The 19,969-nt window shown below is 34.5% G+C and carries 23 protein-coding genes; 8 read left to right on the forward strand and 15 right to left on the reverse strand.

From position 1 onward, the window contains the following. Positions 1 to 516: 516 nt before the first annotated feature. Positions 517 to 1,134: a trimeric intracellular cation channel family protein gene (locus IP023_RS10740; RefSeq protein ID WP_241790281.1), complete on the forward strand. Its 618-nt coding sequence runs from the start codon at positions 517 to 519 to the stop codon at positions 1,132 to 1,134. Between the two features lie 32 nt (positions 1,135 to 1,166). Here IP023_RS10740 and IP023_RS10745 read toward each other — a convergent pair whose 3' ends face one another. From IP023_RS10745 to IP023_RS10775, 7 genes are all read right to left on the reverse strand, one after another. After that, complete coding sequence (locus IP023_RS10745) at positions 1,167 to 2,462, reverse strand: UDP-N-acetylmuramoyl-tripeptide--D-alanyl-D-alanine ligase (RefSeq protein WP_241790282.1); 1,296 nt, start codon at positions 2,460 to 2,462, stop codon at positions 1,167 to 1,169. Positions 2,463 to 2,543: 81 nt separating this feature from the next. After that, positions 2,544 to 3,368, reverse strand: coding sequence for an SMP-30/gluconolactonase/LRE family protein (locus IP023_RS10750; RefSeq protein WP_241790283.1), 825 nt, complete (start codon positions 3,366 to 3,368; stop codon positions 2,544 to 2,546). Positions 3,369 to 3,415: 47 nt separating this feature from the next. Continuing rightward, positions 3,416 to 4,156 carry an acyl-[acyl-carrier-protein] thioesterase gene (locus IP023_RS10755; RefSeq protein ID WP_241790284.1) on the reverse strand — a complete coding sequence of 247 codons (741 nt, stop codon included), beginning with the start codon at positions 4,154 to 4,156 and terminating at the stop codon, positions 3,416 to 3,418. 1 nt (position 4,157) lies between these two features. After that, positions 4,158 to 4,745 carry an LOG family protein gene (locus tag IP023_RS10760; protein ID WP_241790285.1) on the reverse strand — a complete coding sequence of 196 codons (588 nt, stop codon included), beginning with the start codon at positions 4,743 to 4,745 and terminating at the stop codon, positions 4,158 to 4,160. 82 nt (positions 4,746 to 4,827) lie between these two features. Beyond that, positions 4,828 to 7,236, reverse strand: coding sequence for a TonB-dependent receptor (locus tag IP023_RS10765; protein WP_241790286.1), 2,409 nt, complete (start codon positions 7,234 to 7,236; stop codon positions 4,828 to 4,830). A gap of 48 nt (positions 7,237 to 7,284) precedes the next feature. Beyond that, positions 7,285 to 9,018: a PspC domain-containing protein gene (locus IP023_RS10770; RefSeq protein WP_241790287.1), complete on the reverse strand. Its 1,734-nt coding sequence runs from the start codon at positions 9,016 to 9,018 to the stop codon at positions 7,285 to 7,287. Positions 9,019 to 9,038: 20 nt separating this feature from the next. After that, positions 9,039 to 9,377 carry a PadR family transcriptional regulator gene (locus IP023_RS10775; RefSeq protein WP_241790288.1) on the reverse strand — a complete coding sequence of 113 codons (339 nt, stop codon included), beginning with the start codon at positions 9,375 to 9,377 and terminating at the stop codon, positions 9,039 to 9,041. Positions 9,378 to 9,540: 163 nt separating this feature from the next. Here IP023_RS10775 and IP023_RS10780 point away from each other — a divergent pair, with 163 nt between their 5' ends. Next, a complete protein-coding gene (locus IP023_RS10780) occupies positions 9,541 to 9,921 on the forward strand; it encodes a VanZ family protein (protein ID WP_241790289.1) in 381 nt (126 codons plus the stop codon). A gap of 129 nt (positions 9,922 to 10,050) precedes the next feature. Here the strand turns inward: IP023_RS10780 and IP023_RS10785 are convergent, their stop codons facing one another. Together IP023_RS10785 and rlmN are read right to left on the reverse strand one after the other, a co-directional pair. Further along, positions 10,051 to 10,668 carry a ComF family protein gene (locus IP023_RS10785; RefSeq protein ID WP_241790290.1) on the reverse strand — a complete coding sequence of 206 codons (618 nt, stop codon included), beginning with the start codon at positions 10,666 to 10,668 and terminating at the stop codon, positions 10,051 to 10,053. 110 nt (positions 10,669 to 10,778) lie between these two features. Next, positions 10,779 to 11,834, reverse strand: a complete 1,056-nt coding sequence (gene rlmN, locus IP023_RS10790; protein WP_241790291.1) for a 23S rRNA (adenine(2503)-C(2))-methyltransferase RlmN — start codon at positions 11,832 to 11,834, stop codon at positions 10,779 to 10,781. A 116-nt stretch (positions 11,835 to 11,950) separates the two neighbouring features. Between rlmN and IP023_RS10795 the strand changes: the two genes are divergently transcribed. Continuing rightward, positions 11,951 to 12,775: an N-acetylmuramoyl-L-alanine amidase gene (locus tag IP023_RS10795; protein WP_241790292.1), complete on the forward strand. Its 825-nt coding sequence runs from the start codon at positions 11,951 to 11,953 to the stop codon at positions 12,773 to 12,775. Between the two features lie 51 nt (positions 12,776 to 12,826). Here IP023_RS10795 and rimO read toward each other — a convergent pair whose 3' ends face one another. The 5 genes from rimO to rpmB all read right to left on the reverse strand — a co-directional run bounded on the left by rimO (position 12,827) and on the right by rpmB (position 16,124). Then, positions 12,827 to 14,161, reverse strand: coding sequence for a 30S ribosomal protein S12 methylthiotransferase RimO (rimO, locus tag IP023_RS10800; RefSeq protein WP_241790293.1), 1,335 nt, complete (start codon positions 14,159 to 14,161; stop codon positions 12,827 to 12,829). A 133-nt stretch (positions 14,162 to 14,294) separates the two neighbouring features. Next, the gene (ftsY, locus tag IP023_RS10805) at positions 14,295 to 15,257 is read right to left on the reverse strand and encodes a signal recognition particle-docking protein FtsY (RefSeq protein WP_241790294.1); all 963 of its coding nucleotides are present in this window, start codon (positions 15,255 to 15,257) and stop codon (positions 14,295 to 14,297) included. Positions 15,258 to 15,428: 171 nt separating this feature from the next. Beyond that, the gene (locus IP023_RS10810; RefSeq protein WP_241790295.1) at positions 15,429 to 15,590 is read right to left on the reverse strand and encodes a DUF4295 domain-containing protein; all 162 of its coding nucleotides are present in this window, start codon (positions 15,588 to 15,590) and stop codon (positions 15,429 to 15,431) included. Positions 15,591 to 15,636: 46 nt separating this feature from the next. Next, positions 15,637 to 15,819 (reverse strand): 50S ribosomal protein L33, encoded by a 183-nt coding sequence (gene rpmG / locus IP023_RS10815; RefSeq protein ID WP_002998409.1) that lies wholly within the window; start codon positions 15,817 to 15,819, stop codon positions 15,637 to 15,639. 71 nt (positions 15,820 to 15,890) lie between these two features. After that, positions 15,891 to 16,124 carry a 50S ribosomal protein L28 gene (rpmB, locus tag IP023_RS10820; RefSeq protein WP_241790296.1) on the reverse strand — a complete coding sequence of 78 codons (234 nt, stop codon included), beginning with the start codon at positions 16,122 to 16,124 and terminating at the stop codon, positions 15,891 to 15,893. A gap of 298 nt (positions 16,125 to 16,422) precedes the next feature. Here rpmB and recO point away from each other — a divergent pair, with 298 nt between their 5' ends. Further along, a complete protein-coding gene (gene recO / locus IP023_RS10825; protein WP_241790297.1) occupies positions 16,423 to 17,145 on the forward strand; it encodes a DNA repair protein RecO in 723 nt (240 codons plus the stop codon). Between the two features lie 67 nt (positions 17,146 to 17,212). Continuing rightward, positions 17,213 to 17,629, forward strand: a complete 417-nt coding sequence (locus IP023_RS10830; RefSeq protein ID WP_241790298.1) for a DUF805 domain-containing protein — start codon at positions 17,213 to 17,215, stop codon at positions 17,627 to 17,629. Positions 17,630 to 17,732: 103 nt separating this feature from the next. Here IP023_RS10830 and IP023_RS10835 read toward each other — a convergent pair whose 3' ends face one another. Beyond that, positions 17,733 to 17,924 carry a cold-shock protein gene (locus tag IP023_RS10835; protein ID WP_241790299.1) on the reverse strand — a complete coding sequence of 64 codons (192 nt, stop codon included), beginning with the start codon at positions 17,922 to 17,924 and terminating at the stop codon, positions 17,733 to 17,735. A 127-nt stretch (positions 17,925 to 18,051) separates the two neighbouring features. Here IP023_RS10835 and IP023_RS10840 point away from each other — a divergent pair, with 127 nt between their 5' ends. The 3 genes from IP023_RS10840 (at position 18,052) to IP023_RS10850 (ending at position 19,941) form a co-directional block, all read left to right on the forward strand. Beyond that, on the forward strand, positions 18,052 to 18,768 hold the full coding sequence (locus IP023_RS10840) for an SIMPL domain-containing protein (RefSeq protein ID WP_241790300.1): 717 nt from the start codon (positions 18,052 to 18,054) through the stop codon (positions 18,766 to 18,768). Between the two features lie 88 nt (positions 18,769 to 18,856). Beyond that, the gene (locus IP023_RS10845) at positions 18,857 to 19,225 is read left to right on the forward strand and encodes a hypothetical protein (RefSeq protein WP_241790301.1); all 369 of its coding nucleotides are present in this window, start codon (positions 18,857 to 18,859) and stop codon (positions 19,223 to 19,225) included. Between the two features lie 2 nt (positions 19,226 to 19,227). Further along, the gene (locus IP023_RS10850) at positions 19,228 to 19,941 is read left to right on the forward strand and encodes a pseudouridine synthase (RefSeq protein ID WP_241790371.1); all 714 of its coding nucleotides are present in this window, start codon (positions 19,228 to 19,230) and stop codon (positions 19,939 to 19,941) included. Positions 19,942 to 19,969: the final 28 nt, after the last annotated feature.

The raw sequence follows: 19,969 nt of genomic DNA on the forward strand, positions 1-19,969 counted from the left end.
TTAAAGTTAAATTGTAACTTTCGTTTCTCAACTACTCATTACGCTACATGATCATTTTCTTAAAGAACTTTCTTCGCATCCGCATCGCGCTTCTGCTTATATTTCGAGCATTACTGCTGTACTTATCGTTTTTTGTTTTCCCTTCGTTTCCGTCGGGACTGCAAAGGTAGAAAATTTATTCTAATCTCCAAATTTTATTTGAAGATTTTTTTGTTTTGTTTTTCGCATATTTCTATGCTTAAACATCTTCTACTCTACTTTTTCAAGGTTGTTACCAACCGTTCCTCCCTTGCGGAGTGGTGCAAAGATAGCACAAAATATATCCTACTTCCAAGTGTTTTATTCCTTATTTTCTGAAATAGTAGCTAAGTTGTTGATACGATGACGGATAAAATGATTGTATATGCAATTATCGCTACTCTTAATTATAGTAAGATATGATGGAATAACGTTTAAACAGTAGTTAATTATCATTTTTGCCTAACAATCACTATAATTGTTTAGGAATAACATATTATGAACTTTATTTACGCAATAGATTTATTAGGAACAGGAGTATTCGCGATTTCTGGAGCAATGGCCGGACATCGAAAAGGTATTGATATCTTCGGTGCCACATTTATGGCCTTCGTTACTGCTATAGGTGGAGGTTCATTACGCGATGTATTCCTTAATATACGACCGCTATGGGTCGAGGATGGCAATTATCTGATTGCTATTTTCGTTGGTGTTTTAATTTCTATAGTAGCCAACAAACAATTATATACATTAGCGAAGACATTAACTTTATTCGATGCGATAGGAATCGGATTTTTTACAGTAGTAGGAACATTAAAATCATTAGATTATGGGAGCAGTGATATTGCAGCCATTATGCTGGGGATGTTTTCTGCAGCAATGGGTGGAGTAATACGCGATGTATTAGTCAATGAGACACCACTTATTCTACGCAAGGAGATATATGCATCAGCCTGTTTGGCGGGAGCCCTATTATTTGTAATATTAAACTATTTCGAAGTGGACACAGGATTGAATGCTTTTATAAGCGCATCATTAGTTTTTATTATCCGGATAATATCAGTAAGGTTCAATTTATCATTACCAAGTGTTGAAGAAAAAGAGGAGGTTGTATAAATACAACCTCCTTTATAATTTATATTGACAATCTATAATAGAGCGATTAAATTTTCAAAAGCCATACCTCTTGATGCCTTTAACAATACAAAACTATCTGACAAATCTATAACCGCAGCCTTAGCTTCTTCAGTAGTCTTATAAAATTCAGCTTTATCCGATTTTTGCTTATAAAACTCCTTGCCCACAAATATGAGTTTATTAAAGCCTAATTTTACAGCCTTCTGAATGATATTTTTGTGCTCTTCATACGCTTCTTCCCCCATTTCGAACATATCACCTAAAATAACAACCTTATTATTTGCTGTCAAGACCTCCATATTGTCCAAGGCCGCCGCCATACTACTGGCATTAGCATTATAAAAATCAGCAACTACAGTATTTCTTTCGGTTTTTGTGATCTGTGATCTATTATTTTGAGGAACATAACTAATGATACCATTATTGATCTCCTCTGCATTAAGACCAAAATGTAAACCAACCGCAATTGCGGCTAAAAAATTCTCCGTATTATAAGAACCTGTTAGGTTTGTCGGAACTTCATAAGGAAGCTGCTGCCCCTTTTGCTGCCAAGCAATAGATAAATATGGGTTTGCAATTATTAACTTCCCTATTACATCATTAAAGTCACTAAATCCATAGCGAATAACAGTATCAATAGATCGTTGGGCTGCCATTTCTACTAGATGATTATTATCTCCTTGAAGAAATAATATTCCATTATGATCTTGCAGATAATCATACAACTCACCTTTGGTCTTCTTTACGCCCTCAAAGGAGCCAAATCCTTCAAGATGCGCTTTACCGACATTCGTTATCAATCCATGTGTCGGTTGGGAGATATTAGAAAGAAAAGCTATTTCGCCAAAGTGATTTGCCCCCATCTCAATTATTGCTATTTCATAGCTACGATCTATAGCAAGTAAAGATAATGGAACCCCGATATGGTTATTCAGATTTCCTTTTGTAGCAAATGTTTTAAAATGTTGAGATAATACAGCATATAACAATTCCTTAGAAGTGGTCTTCCCGTTAGTGCCTGTTATACCAATAACTGGGATCTGCAATTGCTTACGATGGTATTGTGCTAAGTCTTGCAAGGCAGTCAATACATCATCTACAAGAATATATTGATCTCCTTTTTTGAAGGCTACTTCATCAATAACAACATACGCTGCACCATTGGCTAAAGCCTGATCAGCAAAATAATTACCATTGAAATTAGCTCCTTTTAAGGCGAAAAAAATACTATCTTTTATAATATTACGTGTATCCGTAGATATGGAAGGATATTGTTTATAAATAGTGTACAATTCTTCGATGTGCATAAGACTAAAATTTTATAGAACAAATGTACTAAACGTTCTATTTATAAAACAAAAAAAGGTGCCTAGGCACCTTTTTTTGTTTTATTTTAGTTGATAAGCAATCACGCTGTTATTACTAAAAGTAGGAATATACATTATTTTAGTTTTAGGATTATAGCCCAAATCTGCGGTATTCATTACCCCTTGCACATCTTTCATTTTGACAATACTACCATCGGCATTAACATAATATACAATACCAGGCCAACACGTAACCAAATAATCCCCATTACCAATTGGTTCTAGGCCATCGCCACCTTTTTCAAAACCTTTAGCGATTACTTTTATTTGTTTATTCGCATCTATAGCCCACAGTTCTGTTCCTACTAGTGCCAAAAGCTTCCCTTTATCAAATTTTAAACCATTCACATTTGGGGCATTCTCTAAGTACAATGAGGAGCTTCCATTCTGTACTTGATAAATCTTACCATCTCTTGTATCGGATACATACACAATTCCTCTATCATCTACGGTGACATCATTCAAAAATGTAGATCCAGGAATACTGATTTCATCGACAATATTTCCAGAAACAATATCTACTACTATGATAGATGATATATCTGCTATATATAATAGGTCATTAAAAATTGCTAATCCTTTAGGGGCATTTAAACCCGTAATCCAACTCGCATCTTTTGTAGAACCATCTGTATTTAGAATCGCAATTCCTCCTTTACCATCTTTATCACTCGCTCCACCATCAATCAGAGAAACATATAGCATTCCATTTTTGGCATGAAAGAGCACAGACTCCGGTGTTGGAAGATTATCCTTCACTTCCCATAATCTCTCTATAGATTGTGCTTTCAAACTAGATGTTCCTAAACACGCTGCTATCGCAACCAAAAACATATATCTTTTCATATTTTAGTGTTTTAGACTGTAAAATACAAAAATATAATGACTTATCCCTAAGCTATTTCAAATTCACAAACAAAACAAACGACATCATCCTTAAGGATTTTAAAGAATATCCTATTTTCATCTATACCTTTAGCAATAATTATTTTGTCCTCTAATGCCAATTCTTTAATAAAATTTAAATCTATTGCTTTGATTCTATTATTTAGAATAAGATCTACATTTACATGATTGAGACACCACTCGAGGTATTTGACATTATTAGCATGCCTAACGATATCTAAATCTGAAAACTGCACGGTATAATCATAAGATTCCGTAACGACAAAATCTGATGAAAGCTTGCGATTTGGAAAATTAGTGGCGTGTCTGTCGGGGTAACGTTCCACGTGGGAGGTGTCAATTTTAAGACTATCAGGTCTACGTGTTTTCATATTAAATATAGCCCATAAGGAAGATACACCTATGTATTTTTTCCCTTGATGAATTACCTCAAAGTCACGGACAGATTTAACGCCTTTCAGTTCTTCTACCCAGGTATTAATTTCAATATTATTTGACCAAACAGGAAGTTTATCAATTTCAATACGCATTCTATTCATCACCCAAGACTGATCATAGTCTGCAAGATCGGCAAATCCCACACTGCCCATATCTGCATGAGCTGCTGCTGTCAATTGGAGTAAATTAGATAACTCCGGTATTTTGAGTGCTCCATTAGGATAACACTGCGAAAAATAAATCTCCCAATTAACTGTCAATTGAGAGCTAAAATTTGCTGCTATAGGCATATTAACTATTTTCTATATTCAACCACTTAGGAACATTTGGAGCTTTATAATTCTCCATTTTTTCCAGCAACTCTTCAATTGTATTTGCAACCAACAACATATTTTTATTTTCTATTTTCAACAGCCCTGTATCCACCATCTGAAGAATAAATTTTAGGAGGTGATCATAAAAACCATTTGTATTTAGAATACCTACAGGTTTTTTATGTAATCCCAATTGCGCCCAAGTAATCATTTCAAAAAGCTCTTCCATCGTTCCAAAACCACCAGGCATAGCAATAATTCCTTCACACAATTCGCTCATCTTCAATTTGCGCTCATGCATTGTCTCTACAGTGATCAGCTCCGTGACTCCGGTATGTCCGACTTCTTTACTATTTAGAAAATGAGGAATCACACCTATCACCTGCCCTTTATTGTCAAGAGCACCATTAGCAACTTCCCCCATCAGACCTACACGACCACCACCATAGACAAGAGTAATGCCACGATTAGCTAAGTATGCACCCACTTGTCTAGCTTCTTTCCCCCAAATTGTATCAAAGCCTAAACTTGAAGCACAGAAAACTGATATACTTTTTATTTTCATAGGACAAAATTAAACAAAAAACCGCTAGCTAATTATAAGCTGGCGGTCATATAAACTTCAACAAAAGGTTTTATAAAATATATTATAATGCTCTTTGTTTTTCATCACTAGCATTATCTGAACGCTTTATCGTTTGTTTTAAGTTACCAAACTTATAATTGAATGTTAGGCGTACAGATTGTGAATCATAGTATTGATAGATTCTAGAGTTAAATTGGTTAAAACTAGTAAACACATTATTGTGGTCAGAATGGAAAATATCCGTTACTGCTAATTTTAGGGAGCTACGTTGATCCTTGAAATTATAACTAGCCCCAAGATCTACATTTACACGTTGCTGAATTTCGTACACGTTGTAAATAAATTTAGAATTGTAACGAACAGACATTTCAGCATTCCATTGTTTTGTCAGCTTAAATGTACTATTAGAGTTACCTTGCACAAAAGCAGAACCTTGATTTACTACCGACCCCGCAATAGGACCTTTGAAATGCATATATACTCCTGTAATATTATTATACATGGACCATATTTTACCTATACGCACAGGTATAGTAAGGTTCAAATAACTGGTTGACTGTTCGCCCAAATTTTCTCTAATCACCCAAGTCGTTTTTAATTCATTGTCTTGACCTAAGCTTTCGACGATAGCATCTTTAGTAATATCATGTCCTAAGGCAATATTGAACATCTTGTATAGTGTATAGTTTAAAGAGAAGCCATCGGTATACTGCGGATTCAAATAAGGATTACCTTTGTTATAAGTTCTCTTATCGATATAATATTCAAAAGGATTCAAATAACGATAATTTGGTCTTGTAACCTTACGTGCATAAGAAAGTGATAACACATGATTTTCATTCATATTATAACTTAATGCTGCTGAAGGAAATAAATCTAAATAATCTCTTTTTACTCTTTTACTTTCTGTTATAGAGTGGCCATCAGAAACAGTATATTCCGCTCTAAGGCCGGCTTTTATTGCCCATTTATTGATATCCTTAGCATAATCTAAATATCCAGCAGCAATTTGTTCTACATAATTGAATGTATTGGAACGTTTAGCATCATTGACCCAATTATTGTTTATGAGTTCACTAAAATCTAATGCATTATCAGACTGTACATTGCTATACTTCAAACCTGCTTCCATTATTCCTTTCCAAAGACTTTGTGTATAATCCAGCTTTGCGGCTAAAATGCGAATATCAACTGAAGTATAATTTTTTTCAAATTCAGGATCATATTTACTGCTTAGATCAGGCAATAAAGTATAGTAATCATAATTAGTATTTGCTTTAGTATTGAAAAAACTATAATCTAAGTCAGCTGTTAATTTTCGTCCTGTAGTATCGATTTTAAATTCATTATTGGCATTAAACGAATAACGGTTGAAATGCTCCATGGTAGCCGTTTTAGCATCTAAAATAGAATCCACTTGACCAAAATTTGGCCCCATCAAAGTCCGCCCCGTAATGTAACTATCTTCCGGATTATTGATACCACTAAACTGAACCATAAATGTATTACGATCCGATGTTTTTTGCTCTATTCCTATTTTATAATTATGACTAACGTCAGAATATTTACTTACCGATGTTTGATCAAAAACAGTATTACCATCCACTCCTGGGATTGTACGCTCCAGTCTTAAATCATTTTCTCGCGTATTGTTATTATACGAGTAATTTGTAAATAAGGTTGTATTATCTTTTCTATAGTTCAAATTTAAATAAGTATTCCCTCTTGTCTTTTTAGCGATTGCACCGGAAGCCATAAAAGTACCATTGAAGCCTTCTATTTTATTCTTCTTCATTACGATATTAATGACACCAGCCGCTCCTTCAGCATCATTTTTTGCAGAACGTGTAGTAGACAGTTCAATACTTTTAATCTGACTTCCATCCGTACTTTTCAATAGCGATGCTAACTGATCACCTGTCATATATGTCTGTCTACCATCAATCGTAACACTAACCCCCTGTTGCCCCATCAAGCTGATATTATCATCCTTGTCAACATTTACGCCAGGTGCTCTTTTCAATACTTCAAGTGCATTATTGCCCGCGCTTATAGTAGAATTCTCTACATTCATCACGAGCATACCATTTTTACTTTGTATGGTTGGTAATTGGCCTACTATAGATACAGCATCTATCTCTTGTTGTTTGGTATTTAAAACAACAGTTGGCAGCAAAATCGTGTTCCCTTTTCCTTCAAATTCTACGGACATATACTTGGCATAGCCTATTGCACTAACCTCGACTACCATCGTACCTTCAGGGTAATCCAAGAATGAATATTCACCTACCTCATTAGTTACTGTTGTTTTTAATATCCCTTTAGCAGTAGCAGTCAGTAAATACACAGAGGCATTGCTTACGACTTCATTTTTTTCATTAACAACTTTTCCTCTGATTAAGTGTTGCTGATTGGCCATAGCTATCCCCGCACAATATATTGCGCAAAGAATTAATAATATTCTTTTCATAAATATTTTAAGTAATGGTTGTTGTTATCTTCCTATTCTAATAGACACTTAGTTAGAAGAATTGGTAGCTGTGGGGTCCAATTTCTCCGCCTTTCGCTCAATAGCTTCTGCAGCTCTTTCAATTTTTCGTTCCATTTCCTTTGCTTTGCGTTCAATTTCTTCCCCTGCTCTCTCCAGTTCACGCTCTGCGGTATCCATATCAAGACTACTATCTATGTCTGTTAACGGATAGAAATCAGGAGCACACGTAAGGCCAGTCTTCATCATAACCCATTCCGTACTTTTTACGTTATCATTACTATAGGAATTTTGACAAGCATAATAATCAAACCCTCTGACTTTATAACGCAATGATTGATCAATCACAATTATAGCACCAATAGGCAAATAAACTACTGCCGTCACCGACTGATCTCTAAAATCATTAGATTCACCTAAAGAGAAATGACTATCAAAGGTAATTTTCCCATTATCCTGTATAGCGATATAATTGATATCTGACGCTCTTTTGGTTGCGGCTTGATATGTTTTTCCTTTAGCATAATAATTATACTGAATATAAGGTGCTTCCCCTTCATTCAAATATTCGAATCTAATGTTGATATCACTTTTTAGATAAGCAGAAAGTTCTTCACCATCTACTTGAATTTTATATTTCTTCTGTCCATTGTCTAATGTTGAAGCTTCTATTACTCTAATATCCTTTTCGGAAAAATAATAAATATCCTGCTTAACTAAAGGCTTATCAATTTTAATGGTACTATCTTCCTTAAATTCTCTTGCTCCTAATAAAGCGAAGAACACAACCAATAAAACAGAAGCAATCCAACCAGCCCATAAGCTTAGGGACAAATAATTATTCATTGGCTTGGTCTTAAAAAGAATACGAATAAGTACATGAAAAAGCGCTAAAAATGGGATTGTAATAGCAAGTACGCCGGCAAATAAAGCTAAAAAAGCCTGTTCTTGTGGCAATACATCTAATCCTGGGAAAGCCATTTGATTTTGTAGACCAATAATGGCCGAACCAAACCCTATTAAAGTAATCAACATCCCAAAAATTGTCATTCCCGAGAAGATCAATAACATAAACACAAAACCTTTACCTATAATACTAAAAATTGTAGCAATTCCATTGCTTACAGATTGGCTACCTTTGGATTGCTGTCCATTTTCATTAGACAAATCTTCTTTATAATGTTCCAGCTCCTCTTCGTAATTCTTTTTAAAATTCTGCAGATTTGGCTCTTCACCACGCATCGCCATTCTATCCGCTCTACTAGTAGCAATAGGCATTACAATCCATAAGACGATATATAATAAAACACCAGATCCTCCGAAAATAAAGAACAAAACAAATAATATACGTACCCATTTGGTTTGTATGCCAAAATAATAACCTAAGCCACTACAAACGCCTCCTAATACTTTATCATCCCCATTACGCATCAGCTTCTTTTCATAAGCTAAACGAGAAGGTTCTTCTTTATTCTCGTTCACATAAGGTCCATCGGCTATATCTTCAAAATCGCTAACTCTACCCATCTGAGCAATTACGATTTCGACATCTTGTGCAGCAATAACCTCTTTCTTTCCTTGCTGAATACGCTCAGTAAACATCTCTGCTACACGATTTTCAATATCCAATAATATCTCCCCACTATCAGCAGATTGACTGAAATGTCTTTTTATTTCAATCATATAACTTCTTAGTGTTTCATAAGCATCTTCTTCAATATGAAATACGATACTATTAATATTTATAATTATGGTCTTATTCATTATCTTTCGTTTTATAGTGCTTAATTATTAAATCTGCCAGCTATAGAAACCTCTACAGCATATAAAAGTTCCTTCCAAGTAACATCCAGTCTACTTAATACCTCCTGCCCTTCAGCGGTAACTTCATAATACTTCCTAGGAGGGCCTGATGTAGATTCTTTCCAGCTATAACTCAATAGTCCATTATTTTTCAGCCTCGTCAATAGAGGGTACAGCGTGCCCTCTACAATCAACAATTCAGCTTTTTTTAATTCAGCTATAATGTCCGAAGCATAAATTTCACCCCTAGAAATAATAGAAAGTATACAGTATTCAAGTATACCTTTTCTCATTTGGGTTTGTGTATTTTCAGCTATCATAATAATACAAAGATATATCCTTTAGATAGTACTTTGCAATACATAGTACTAAAATTCTTAAAAAAACACAGTAACTTTCTGATTATCAGCGAAATAATTTTCATTTCTTAAAACTTAGGATTTAATACATTGATAATTAATGAAATAATGCGACATTTGAGATGTGAATTACTTTATTAATTATATTTGGGCGATACTTTGGGGCGCTATTATTTGTTTATTCTTGTTATTACCTTCTAATAGTTATAATAGTATACCAATGTTCCCCGGAATAGACAAAATGGTACATTTAGGCATTTTCTTTGTGCAGGCTACATTGCTTTATTGGGAAGCAAGCATGAAATCTAATCGTACAGCCAACAAATGGATCATCATCTTAAAAGTAATTCCTACAACAGCCGTATTTGCTGTAATGACTGAACTGGCTCAAATGTATCTTACTAATACAAGATCTGCTGATCCTTGGGATGTATTTGCTGATATCGTAGGCGTGGGTATGGCTACCTTTTCGTTCATATTGATATATAAAAGAGTAAAGAAATGATAAAGAAAAAATATCTTATAGCTATAATGATTTGTCTTACTACGTGTTTGACATTAGAATCGTGCGGTGTCTTCAAAAAAGATTGTGGATGCCCAAGTCCAACTAAGGCATCGAAAAGAAGATAATATCTTAAGCCCGAGCTAATGTAACTATACTTACCTTGGCACCTATATCCTTCAATATATTGCCTGCCACGGACAATGTAGCTCCGGTAGTAAGTACATCATCTACCAACAAGATGTGTTTATCTTTTAAGGAAATTACATTTTTAGAAAGTCCAAACACCATTTCTACATTTTCATACCGTTCTACACGAGCTTTAGTGATTTGACTATCCGAATTGATCATTCGTATCAAATAATTATTCAACAAACGAACCTTCAATCCATTAGATAATCCATTAGCAAAACATTCTGATTGATTATAACCTCTTTTTCGTAATTTGGATGGATGTAAAGGTATCGGAATGATATAATCAAAAGGTAATTCTTGGTGTAAATCTATGAGTTGTTTACCATACATATTTCCTAAGTACACGCCAATTTCTGGAAATCCATTAAATTTTAATTTATGTAATAGCCGCTCCGCATGGGATGCTTTACTGAGGTAAAGCATAGAAGTAGCAAATTCGAAATCCAATTTCCCCCAAAGTTGCTGTGCGCTTTCATTCCGCTTATCGCGGTGAAAATCCGTCAGGGGAAGATGATATAAGCAGGCCAAACAAAGGACATCTTCGTTAGCAAACAAAGCTTTATCACAAGCACAACAGGTGTTGGGCAAAAACAGATGGATAAAACTTTGAAACGACGATTTTATGTGCATGCATAATAATTTGGTATATTAAATATACCAAATTATTATGCAGACTCTTCTTTAATTGCTAATTGTCCACAGGCAGCATCAATATCTTTACCTCTACTGCGACGTACATTAGTAATGATACCTTGACTTTTCAAATAGTTGGCAAAAGCATCAATTTTATCCGCCTCAGCATTTACAAAATCAGCCAAAGAAATAGGATTATATTCAATAATATTTACTTTACATGGGACATGTTTACAAAATTGAGCTAATTCACGTGCGTCTTGAATTTCGTCATTTACATTATTAAAGACGATATATTCGTAGGTAACAGGGTTTTTTGTTTTGGAATAATAATAACGCAATGCTTCAGCTAATGCTTGTAACGAATTTTGCTCATTGATAGGCATTATTTCATTACGTTTCTTGTCATTAGCGGCATGCAGTGATAGTGCCAAATTAAATCTCACCTCATCATCACCCAATTTTTTAATCATTTTTGCAATACCTGCCGTAGACACTGTAATTCGCTTTGCAGCCATATTTAGACCATCGGGCGAGGTAATACGCTCAATAGACTTCATCATATTGGCATAATTCAGCAATGGTTCACCCATGCCCATATATACAATATTGCTCAAAGGAATACCATATTTATCTTTAGCTTGCTTATCTATCAAGACTACTTGGTCATATATTTCATCGGCATTAAGATTACGCTTACGATCCATATATCCTGTAGCACAAAACTTACAGGTCAAACTACAGCCCACTTGCGAGCTTACACAAGCGGTCATACGCTCTGGCGTAGGAATTAATACACCTTCGATTATATTACCATCATACAAAACAAAGCTGCTCTTTATTGTTCTATCGGAACTAATTTGAGATTGCTTTACTTGGACATAATTAATGGTAAAGAACTGCTTTAGCTTTTCACGAAGCTCTTTACTTAAATTACTCATTTGATCAAAATCGGTAGCCGATTTTTGCCAAAGCCATTCGTAAATTTGTTTAGCACGAAACCCCTGCTCACCCATTTCTACTAAATTTGCTTTCAACTGATCTAACGAAAGACTTCTGATATCTATTATTTTTGTTTGTAATCCCACGGCACAAAGATACGGCAAATTTTCTTTCTTATAATAACTTAGCAGATTGATGCAATAGATTTACACAGAAATTATAATTTATATGTTAATTTGCAGCAACATTTAGTTAAACAAAAATGAAAAGAACTCTTTATATCCCCCTACTTATAGCCGTAGCACTATTTGCATCTTGTAAATCAGGAAAATATGACGCTACAGAAAAAGTGTACAAAAAGAAAGCTACTGAATATGCAGACTTATACAAGGAGGCTCCTGTAGAAAGTCAATTAGCAAAAATCAATAGCAACGACAAAGAGTGGATAGCATCTATCAATTTTGGGATACGCAAACCAAATTATGTGATGATCCACCATACAGCACAGGATTCTCTTGCGCAAACGGTAAAAACATTCCATTCGGCGAAAGCTGGAGTAAGCTCGCACTATGTTATCGGTAGAGATGGAAAAATCGTACAAATGGTAAATGATTTATTTCGTGGTCATCATGCGGGTGCTGGAAAATGGGGAAATGATACCGATCTAAATTCCTCATCTATCGGTATAGAATTGGACAACAATGGTACAACAGATCCATGGAGCGATGCCCAAATAAATGCCTTAATAGCACTTTTGACGACTTTAAAAGATACTTACAAAATTCCTCAAGCAAACTTTATAGGACATATGGATTATGCTCCTACGCGCAAAAATGATCCTTCCCGTTTCCCGTGGAAAAAACTTGCTCAATCTGGATTTGGTTATTGGTATGATGAATATTTAGAAACTCCTCCAGCAAATTTTGATGTTAAATTAGCGTTACGTATCATAGGATATGATGTAAAAAATCTAGACGCCGCTATCAAAGGATTTAAGCACCATTACATTCAAAACAATGCGAATAGTGCTAATCTTAATGATCAGGAATTAAAGATTCTATATTCGATCTTCAAGAAATATTTATAACCAAAAAAGGGAGCTTTAAAGGCTCCCTTTTTTGGTTATATAAAATACAATCTATTTTACAATAGATCCATATAAATCGAAATCTTCGGCACGGTCAATTTTTACTTTTACAAAATCACCAATACGTGCATAATTATCTTTAGCATTCAATACGACTTCATTATCAACCTCTGGAGAATCGTACTCCGTACGGCCAATAAAATAATCCCCATCAACGCGATCCACAAGAACTTTAAACTCCTGACCTACTTTCGTTTGATTGATATCGTATGATATCCCCTGCTGCACTTCCATAATAGCTTCTACACGTTCCTGTTTAACTTCTTCAGGTACATCATCTACAAGCGTATGTGCATGAGTTTTCTCTTCATGAGAATAGGTAAAACAGCCCAAACGGTCAAAGCGTGTTTCTTCAACCCAGTCATACATCTCTTGAAAATCTTGTTCTGTTTCTCCTGGATAGCCACAGATCAATGTGGTACGCAATGCAATATTTGGTACTTTATCACGAATTTTATTTACGAGATCAATTTGTTTCTGCTTTGAAGTACCTCTACGCATAGACGTCAACATACTGTCCGTAATATGTTGCAAAGGCATATCTAGATAATTACAGATATTACTACGCTCATTCATCACATCCAATATATCCATCGGAAAACCCGAAGGATAGGCATATTGAAGACGAATCCATTCAATACCATTGACATCAGAAAGGTGACGCAATAAGTCTGAAAGGTTACGTTTACCATATATGTCTAATCCATAATATGTTAAATCTTGAGCTATTAGGATAAGTTCTTTGGTACCATTTGATGCTAAAAACTTAGCTTCCTTTACTAGATCTTCAATAGATTTAGACACGTGATTTCCACGCATCAAAGGGATAGCACAGAAAGAACAAGGACGATTACATCCTTCAGCTATTTTGAAATAAGAGAAATGCGATGGTGTCGTCAATAAACGCTCGCCTAATAATTCGTGGCGATAATTAGCCCCTATAGTTGACAATAATTCAGGCAAATCATTTGTTCCAAAAAAAGCATCAACATTAGGAATTTCAGATTGCAATTCCGGTTTGTAACGCTCCGAAAGACATCCTGTGACAATAACTTTATTTACTTTACCTTGATCCTTAAGCTCCGAAAACTGTAAAATTGTATCTATTGATTCTTGTTTCGCATTATCAATAAAACCACAGGTATTAATAACAACAATGTCATTGGCCTGTATATTATTAGATTCATGAACAACATCGAATTGATTCCCTTTCAATTGGCCCATCAAAACTTCCGAATCGTGAATATTTTTGGAACATCCTAAAGTCACCACATTTACACGGGGTTTACTTATAGGAGTTATGATTTTTGTTTGTTTTGTTTTCATTATTGAAAATTGAGAATAACAGCAGTTAGTTTAAAGCACTTAATACCCTATTCTGCTATTAAAAGATAAAGATGAAATTCTATTAGAATAAAATTCACCTTTAAAATATATATGAATTCATCCGAATTCGATTCTATTTAAATATACTATCTACAAAGTCCTTTTTGTTGAACAATTGTAAATCTCCTATTTTTTCACCAACACCTATATATTTTACTGGTATACGGAATTGATCAGAGATACCGATCACAACACCACCTTTGGCCGTACCGTCTAATTTGGTAAGTGCTAACGCGTTAACATCTGTTGCTTGGGTAAATTGCGTACATTGTTCTATGGCATTTTGGCCTGTAGAAGCATCCAATACTAACAATACTTCGTGTGGAGCACCAGGAACGACTTTTTGCATGACATTTTTGATTTTGCCAAGCTCATTCATCAAACCTACTTTATTATGTAAACGTCCTGCGGTGTCAATAATTACCACATCATCACCATTAGAAACGGCAGATTTTATCGTATCAAAAGCTACAGAAGCAGGATCAGAACCCATTGCTTGTGCTACCACACGCACACCGACTCTTTCTCCCCATAACTTTATTTGCTCTACAGCAGCAGCTCTAAAAGTATCGGCAGCTCCCAATACCACTTTATTGCCTGCAGCTTTGAGTTGGTGGGCTAGCTTACCAATTGTTGTGGTCTTACCGACGCCATTGACGCCGACGACCATGATAACATATGGTTTATGATTGCCGTACTCGAAACTTTCAAAATCATTACTATTATTTTCAGATAATAATGCTTGAATCTCTTCTTTTAATAATCGATTAAGTTCATCAGTCCCTAAATACTTATCCTTAGCTACACGATCTTGAATACGTTCGACAATCTTCAAGGTCGTAGTTACACCTACATCCGAAGTAACTAACACCTCCTCCAAATTATCTAGCACATCATCATCAATAGTCGATTTCCCTACTACCGCCTTTGTTATCTTAGCGAGAAAACCTTCTTTGGTTTTCTCCAAGCCCTTGTCCAACGCCTCTTGAGCCTCTGGTGTTTCTTGTTTCTTTTTGAAAAAATCGAATAAACCCATTTGAAATAAATAAAAAGCTATTAAAAAAAACTATTAAAATATAGGATTCTTTAATCTATTGCATTCAAATATACAGAAATACGCTATACTAAAAAAGCCCTTTCGGTTTCAATACCAAAACGGCTTATTAGCTTTTTTTAAAAAATATTTAAAAAAAGGAATATCTTATACTTATTTAGTACCTGCAGCAACAACATCTTTAACGTTGTCGTTGTGAATCATACTTTCTTTGAAAGTATAAGCTCCTGTTTTTTCAGATCTTTTAGTAATAATTACTTTAGTGTACTCTTTACCACCACCTTTTTGTAATGATGCTACCGCTTTCTTTGCCATAGTATTATATTTTTAAAATGGTAAGCTCACGCAAACCAAATATGAATTATTTAATTTCTTTATGAACAGTAACTTTTCTCAATACTGGGTTGAATTTTTTCAACTCTAAACGCTCAGTTGTGTTCTTTTTATTCTTCGTAGTAATGTAACGTGACATTCCTGGAAGACCGCTTTCTTTGTGTTCAGTACACTCTAAGATAACTTGTACTCTATTTCCTTTTTTAGCCATTGTTTTACTTTATTTTAATCACTAGGGACTAATAGTTTATGAATCTCTTTAATTAACAGGCGAATTATCTATTAAACGTAACCTTTTTTAATAAAAGTACTAATAACAGATGAAATTCCGTTTTTGTTAATTGTTCTAATTGCAGACGTAGATACTTTTAAAGTAATCCAACGGTCTTCTTCAGGAATGTAGAAACGTTTAGTTTGCAAATTTGGGTAAAACTTACGCTTAGTTTTAGCGTTCGAGTGAGAAACGTTATTACCTTTTAATGCCGTTTTGCCTGTTAAGTCACAAATTCTTGACATGATATTTATTTTTAATGTTGTCTAATTACACAAATACTACTTTGCACTCTCTGCAAAGAGTTTGCAAATATCTATATTTTTTTTTGGACTTACAAGAATCTGGGAGAATTATTTTTTCGCAAACAATTCAATAGGAGGGCTTAGCATGCAAATGTATAAGTTTATAAATCGCGTTTTTAAGGAATTTGGCAAAATAGTTTTCAACAATTCACAATTGTAAGCGATATACAATTCATAATTATAGATCATGTTCGCTACAAATTAAGTTATTACCTTTGTAAAAAACAGCAAAAAAGAGATGCTTCAGAGGACACGTGGTATAGCACTTAAAGTAACAAAATATTCCGAAAATAGTGTTGTAGCTCAGATATATACAGAATATCTAGGTTTACAATCCTATCTGATCCCTGGAGCCCGTAAGCCTAAAGCAAAAATACATGCGAATTTATTACAGCCCTTGCATTTATTAGATATGGTTGTTTATGTGAAAGAGAATGGCTCACTCCAACGCATCAAAGAGGCGCAAGCATCACCTTCGCTAAAGACCATCCCTTTAGACATCCAAAAGAGTGCCGTTAGTATGTTTTTAAACGAAGTATTATTTAAAGTATTAAAACATCAGGCAGCAGATCCACATCTTTATCACTTTATCCATCAATCTATCCTATGGCTAGATGAGACAACAGGTTCCATCAGCAACTTTCATCTTTGTTTTTTAATGAAGCTAAGTCGATTTTTGGGATATACGCCAACGACAACAGCCGAAGTAAAGCCTTATTTTGATTTAGTAGAGGGGATTTTTACGGCCTATGCCCCCGCACATACTTACGTATTACAAGAGCCACATACGTCGATATTTCATGGGATATTAACGGCAAACTATGACGAGAGTCAAGCACTAATTATAAATCATTCGGACCGCATATACCTACTTCAACAAATTATAAATTTTTATAAGTTACATACTGAAAACTTTGGTAAAATTAATTCATTGTTAATTTTAGAAGAAATATTTCATTAATAAATAAAATTTAACAAAAATTTATTTACTTTAGATTAAAATTTATTATTACATAATACTGTAATCTATGAACTGGTATCTAAAGGTGATAACACAAAACTACGCTAATTTCAGAGGTAGAGCACGTCGAAAAGAATATTGGATATTTGTTATATTCAATTTAAGTATTGGTTTTATTTTAGCTTATATTGATAAAACATTTGCGTTGTCATACGGTAATAACAACACCGGAATAATAGAAACTATCTATTCATTAATTGTAACAGTACCAACGATAGCAGTGATTGTACGAAGGTTACATGATACGGACCATTCAGGATGGAACTTTTTGTGGGTATTTACAATAATAGGGATAATATATATCCTTTACTTATTGATCAAAAAAGGGGATTTTGGGGCCAATAAATATGGTGAAGATCCGAAAATAGACTATAATGATGGTTCAATTAAAAGAGAGCATATTGAGAAAAATCTATTTCTTTAGCTATGCAACTCATCTGTAAAAAAGATGAGGTAATTTAGCTAAAAAAAAAGCCCGAAATTCTTATAATTTCGGGCTGTTCACAATAAATATATTGAGTATTATCTTAGATAACTTTTACATTCACTGCGTTAAGACCTTTACGGCCTTGCTCAACTTCGTAAGAAACATCGTCGCCTTCACGAATTTTGTCAATTAATCCTGAAACGTGAACGAACAATTCGCTCTCGCCTGAAGCTGGGATGATGAAACCGAAACCTTTAGTTTCATTAAAAAATTTTACTTTACCTTCTTGCATTACTATATTGTATTAATTTCCTAAAGATAATATTTAATTATATAAAACTCAACAATTTTTTGAAAGTGAAGTTAAACATTTATGTCTTCTTTGAGTCAAATAAAAAAGCAACATAAAATATATCTATATGAAAAAAATAAGTACATTATTAGTATTAATAATCTCTATAATAACGGTAAACGCACAAACCATAAACGTAGAGAATAGTAGAAAAGTAGCAACCAAAGGGTATGCCGAAAAAGAAGTAACACCAGATATAATATACCTATCGATCAATATCAAGGAATTCTATAAGGATGGTAATCAAAAAAAGAAGGTGTCCATCGAAACACTTGAAAAGCAGCTATTTGATGCTGCTATAGCAGCAGGCGTAAAGAAAGAAGATTTTACGATTCAGAATATATTCAGCTATAATCAGCAAAACAAGAAAAAAAACAATGAATTGCTTCAATCAAGACAATATAGGATTAAAGTAACCAACCTTAATGGCTTAAACGATATGATGGACAAGATCGACCCTCAAGGGTTACAGAGTACAGCTATCGAAGGATATGACCACAGCAAAAAGCGTGAGATTGAGAAGGAATTAAAAACTACAGCTGTCAAAGATGCGCGCAATAATGCAGAGATATTAGCGGCTGCAGATGGCCAATCGATAGGTAATGTTTTAGTCATAAACGACAACAGCAATTTCAATTTTAATGACTTAATACCACAACCACGTTATATGCTTTCAAAAGTTGCAATGGCAGATAATACGGTGATGGAATCCAATGCTTTGAATCTTGATATTAAGCCAATAAAACTAAGCTGCTACATTGATTGCGTATTCGCATTAAAATAAAAACTATACACAAAAGGTTCAGCATCGTCTGAACCTTTTGTTTTTCTAAATATAAAGCATTTCAAAAGTAAAGGCTTATTTTTGTACTATGTCTAAAACAAGAGTATTTGCACTTCTTATGGTTGCATTCATGTTGATTTGCATCCTTACAAACCCTTCAAAAGAGAAATTTGAAGACGCTATTAGCAATAAAGCGACAACCATCGTAAAGCAACAGCTGCACTATAAAGATCAAGGTGCTGTAGATTTGGCGATGGCATTATTCGGCCATAAAACCGTAAACGAATTTGTCAACAATAATATTATCATTAAAAACTATTACCTATTTAGCGTTGCGACCCTAAAATGGGAAGGACAAGAGATGCCGATTGGTGGAGGAGCGCTCCAAACAATATGGTTAAGTCCAAAAATAGACGAAAAAGCAGATGAAATTATAGGTGTTTTAAAATCTTTATAATGATATTAGATATCCTTTATCGAGATGAACACCTAATCGCGATCAACAAACCACATGGTTTATTGGTACACCGCTCTTCCATTGCGGCAGATACGTCCGAGTTTGCATTACAGATCTTACGTGACCAAATAGGTCAACCAGTATATCCAGCACATCGTTTAGACCGAAAAACAGGAGGAGTTTTATTATTTTCCTTAGATAAAACTACAGATCAATTGATCCAACCTTATTTTGCGGACAAAAAAATCAACAAAGAATACGTCGCTATCCTTCGCGGTTACTGCCCGGAAGAAGGTACGATAGATTACCCTTTAGCCAAAGAAAATGGAACCATCCAAGAAGCGATCACACATTATACGAGATTAGCCACTGCAGAGATAGATGTTCCACAAGGAAAATTTACTACCTCGCGTTATTCTTATGTAAAAGCAAATCCTGAAACCGGTCGGATGCACCAATTACGTCGTCATTTTGCACATATTATGTACCCGATAATAGGGGATAGGCCACATGGTTGTAATAAGCAAAACAAACTGTGGAAGGAAAAATTCAACATGGACACCATGCTATTACATGCTACGCACTTATCTTTCCAACACCCTCATAGTGAACAACAAATCAGTATAAATGCGCCCTTACAAGAGGAGTTTATCCGTGTATTAGATATCTTAAAAATTAAGCCGTCGGAGGCTCCGAAACCGATTGCACAATATTAAGAATATTGCAAATTAAAGCCTAATAATC

Source organism: Sphingobacterium rhinopitheci (genome assembly GCF_022627575.1).
GTDB classification, from domain to species: domain Bacteria; phylum Bacteroidota; class Bacteroidia; order Sphingobacteriales; family Sphingobacteriaceae; genus Sphingobacterium; species Sphingobacterium rhinopitheci.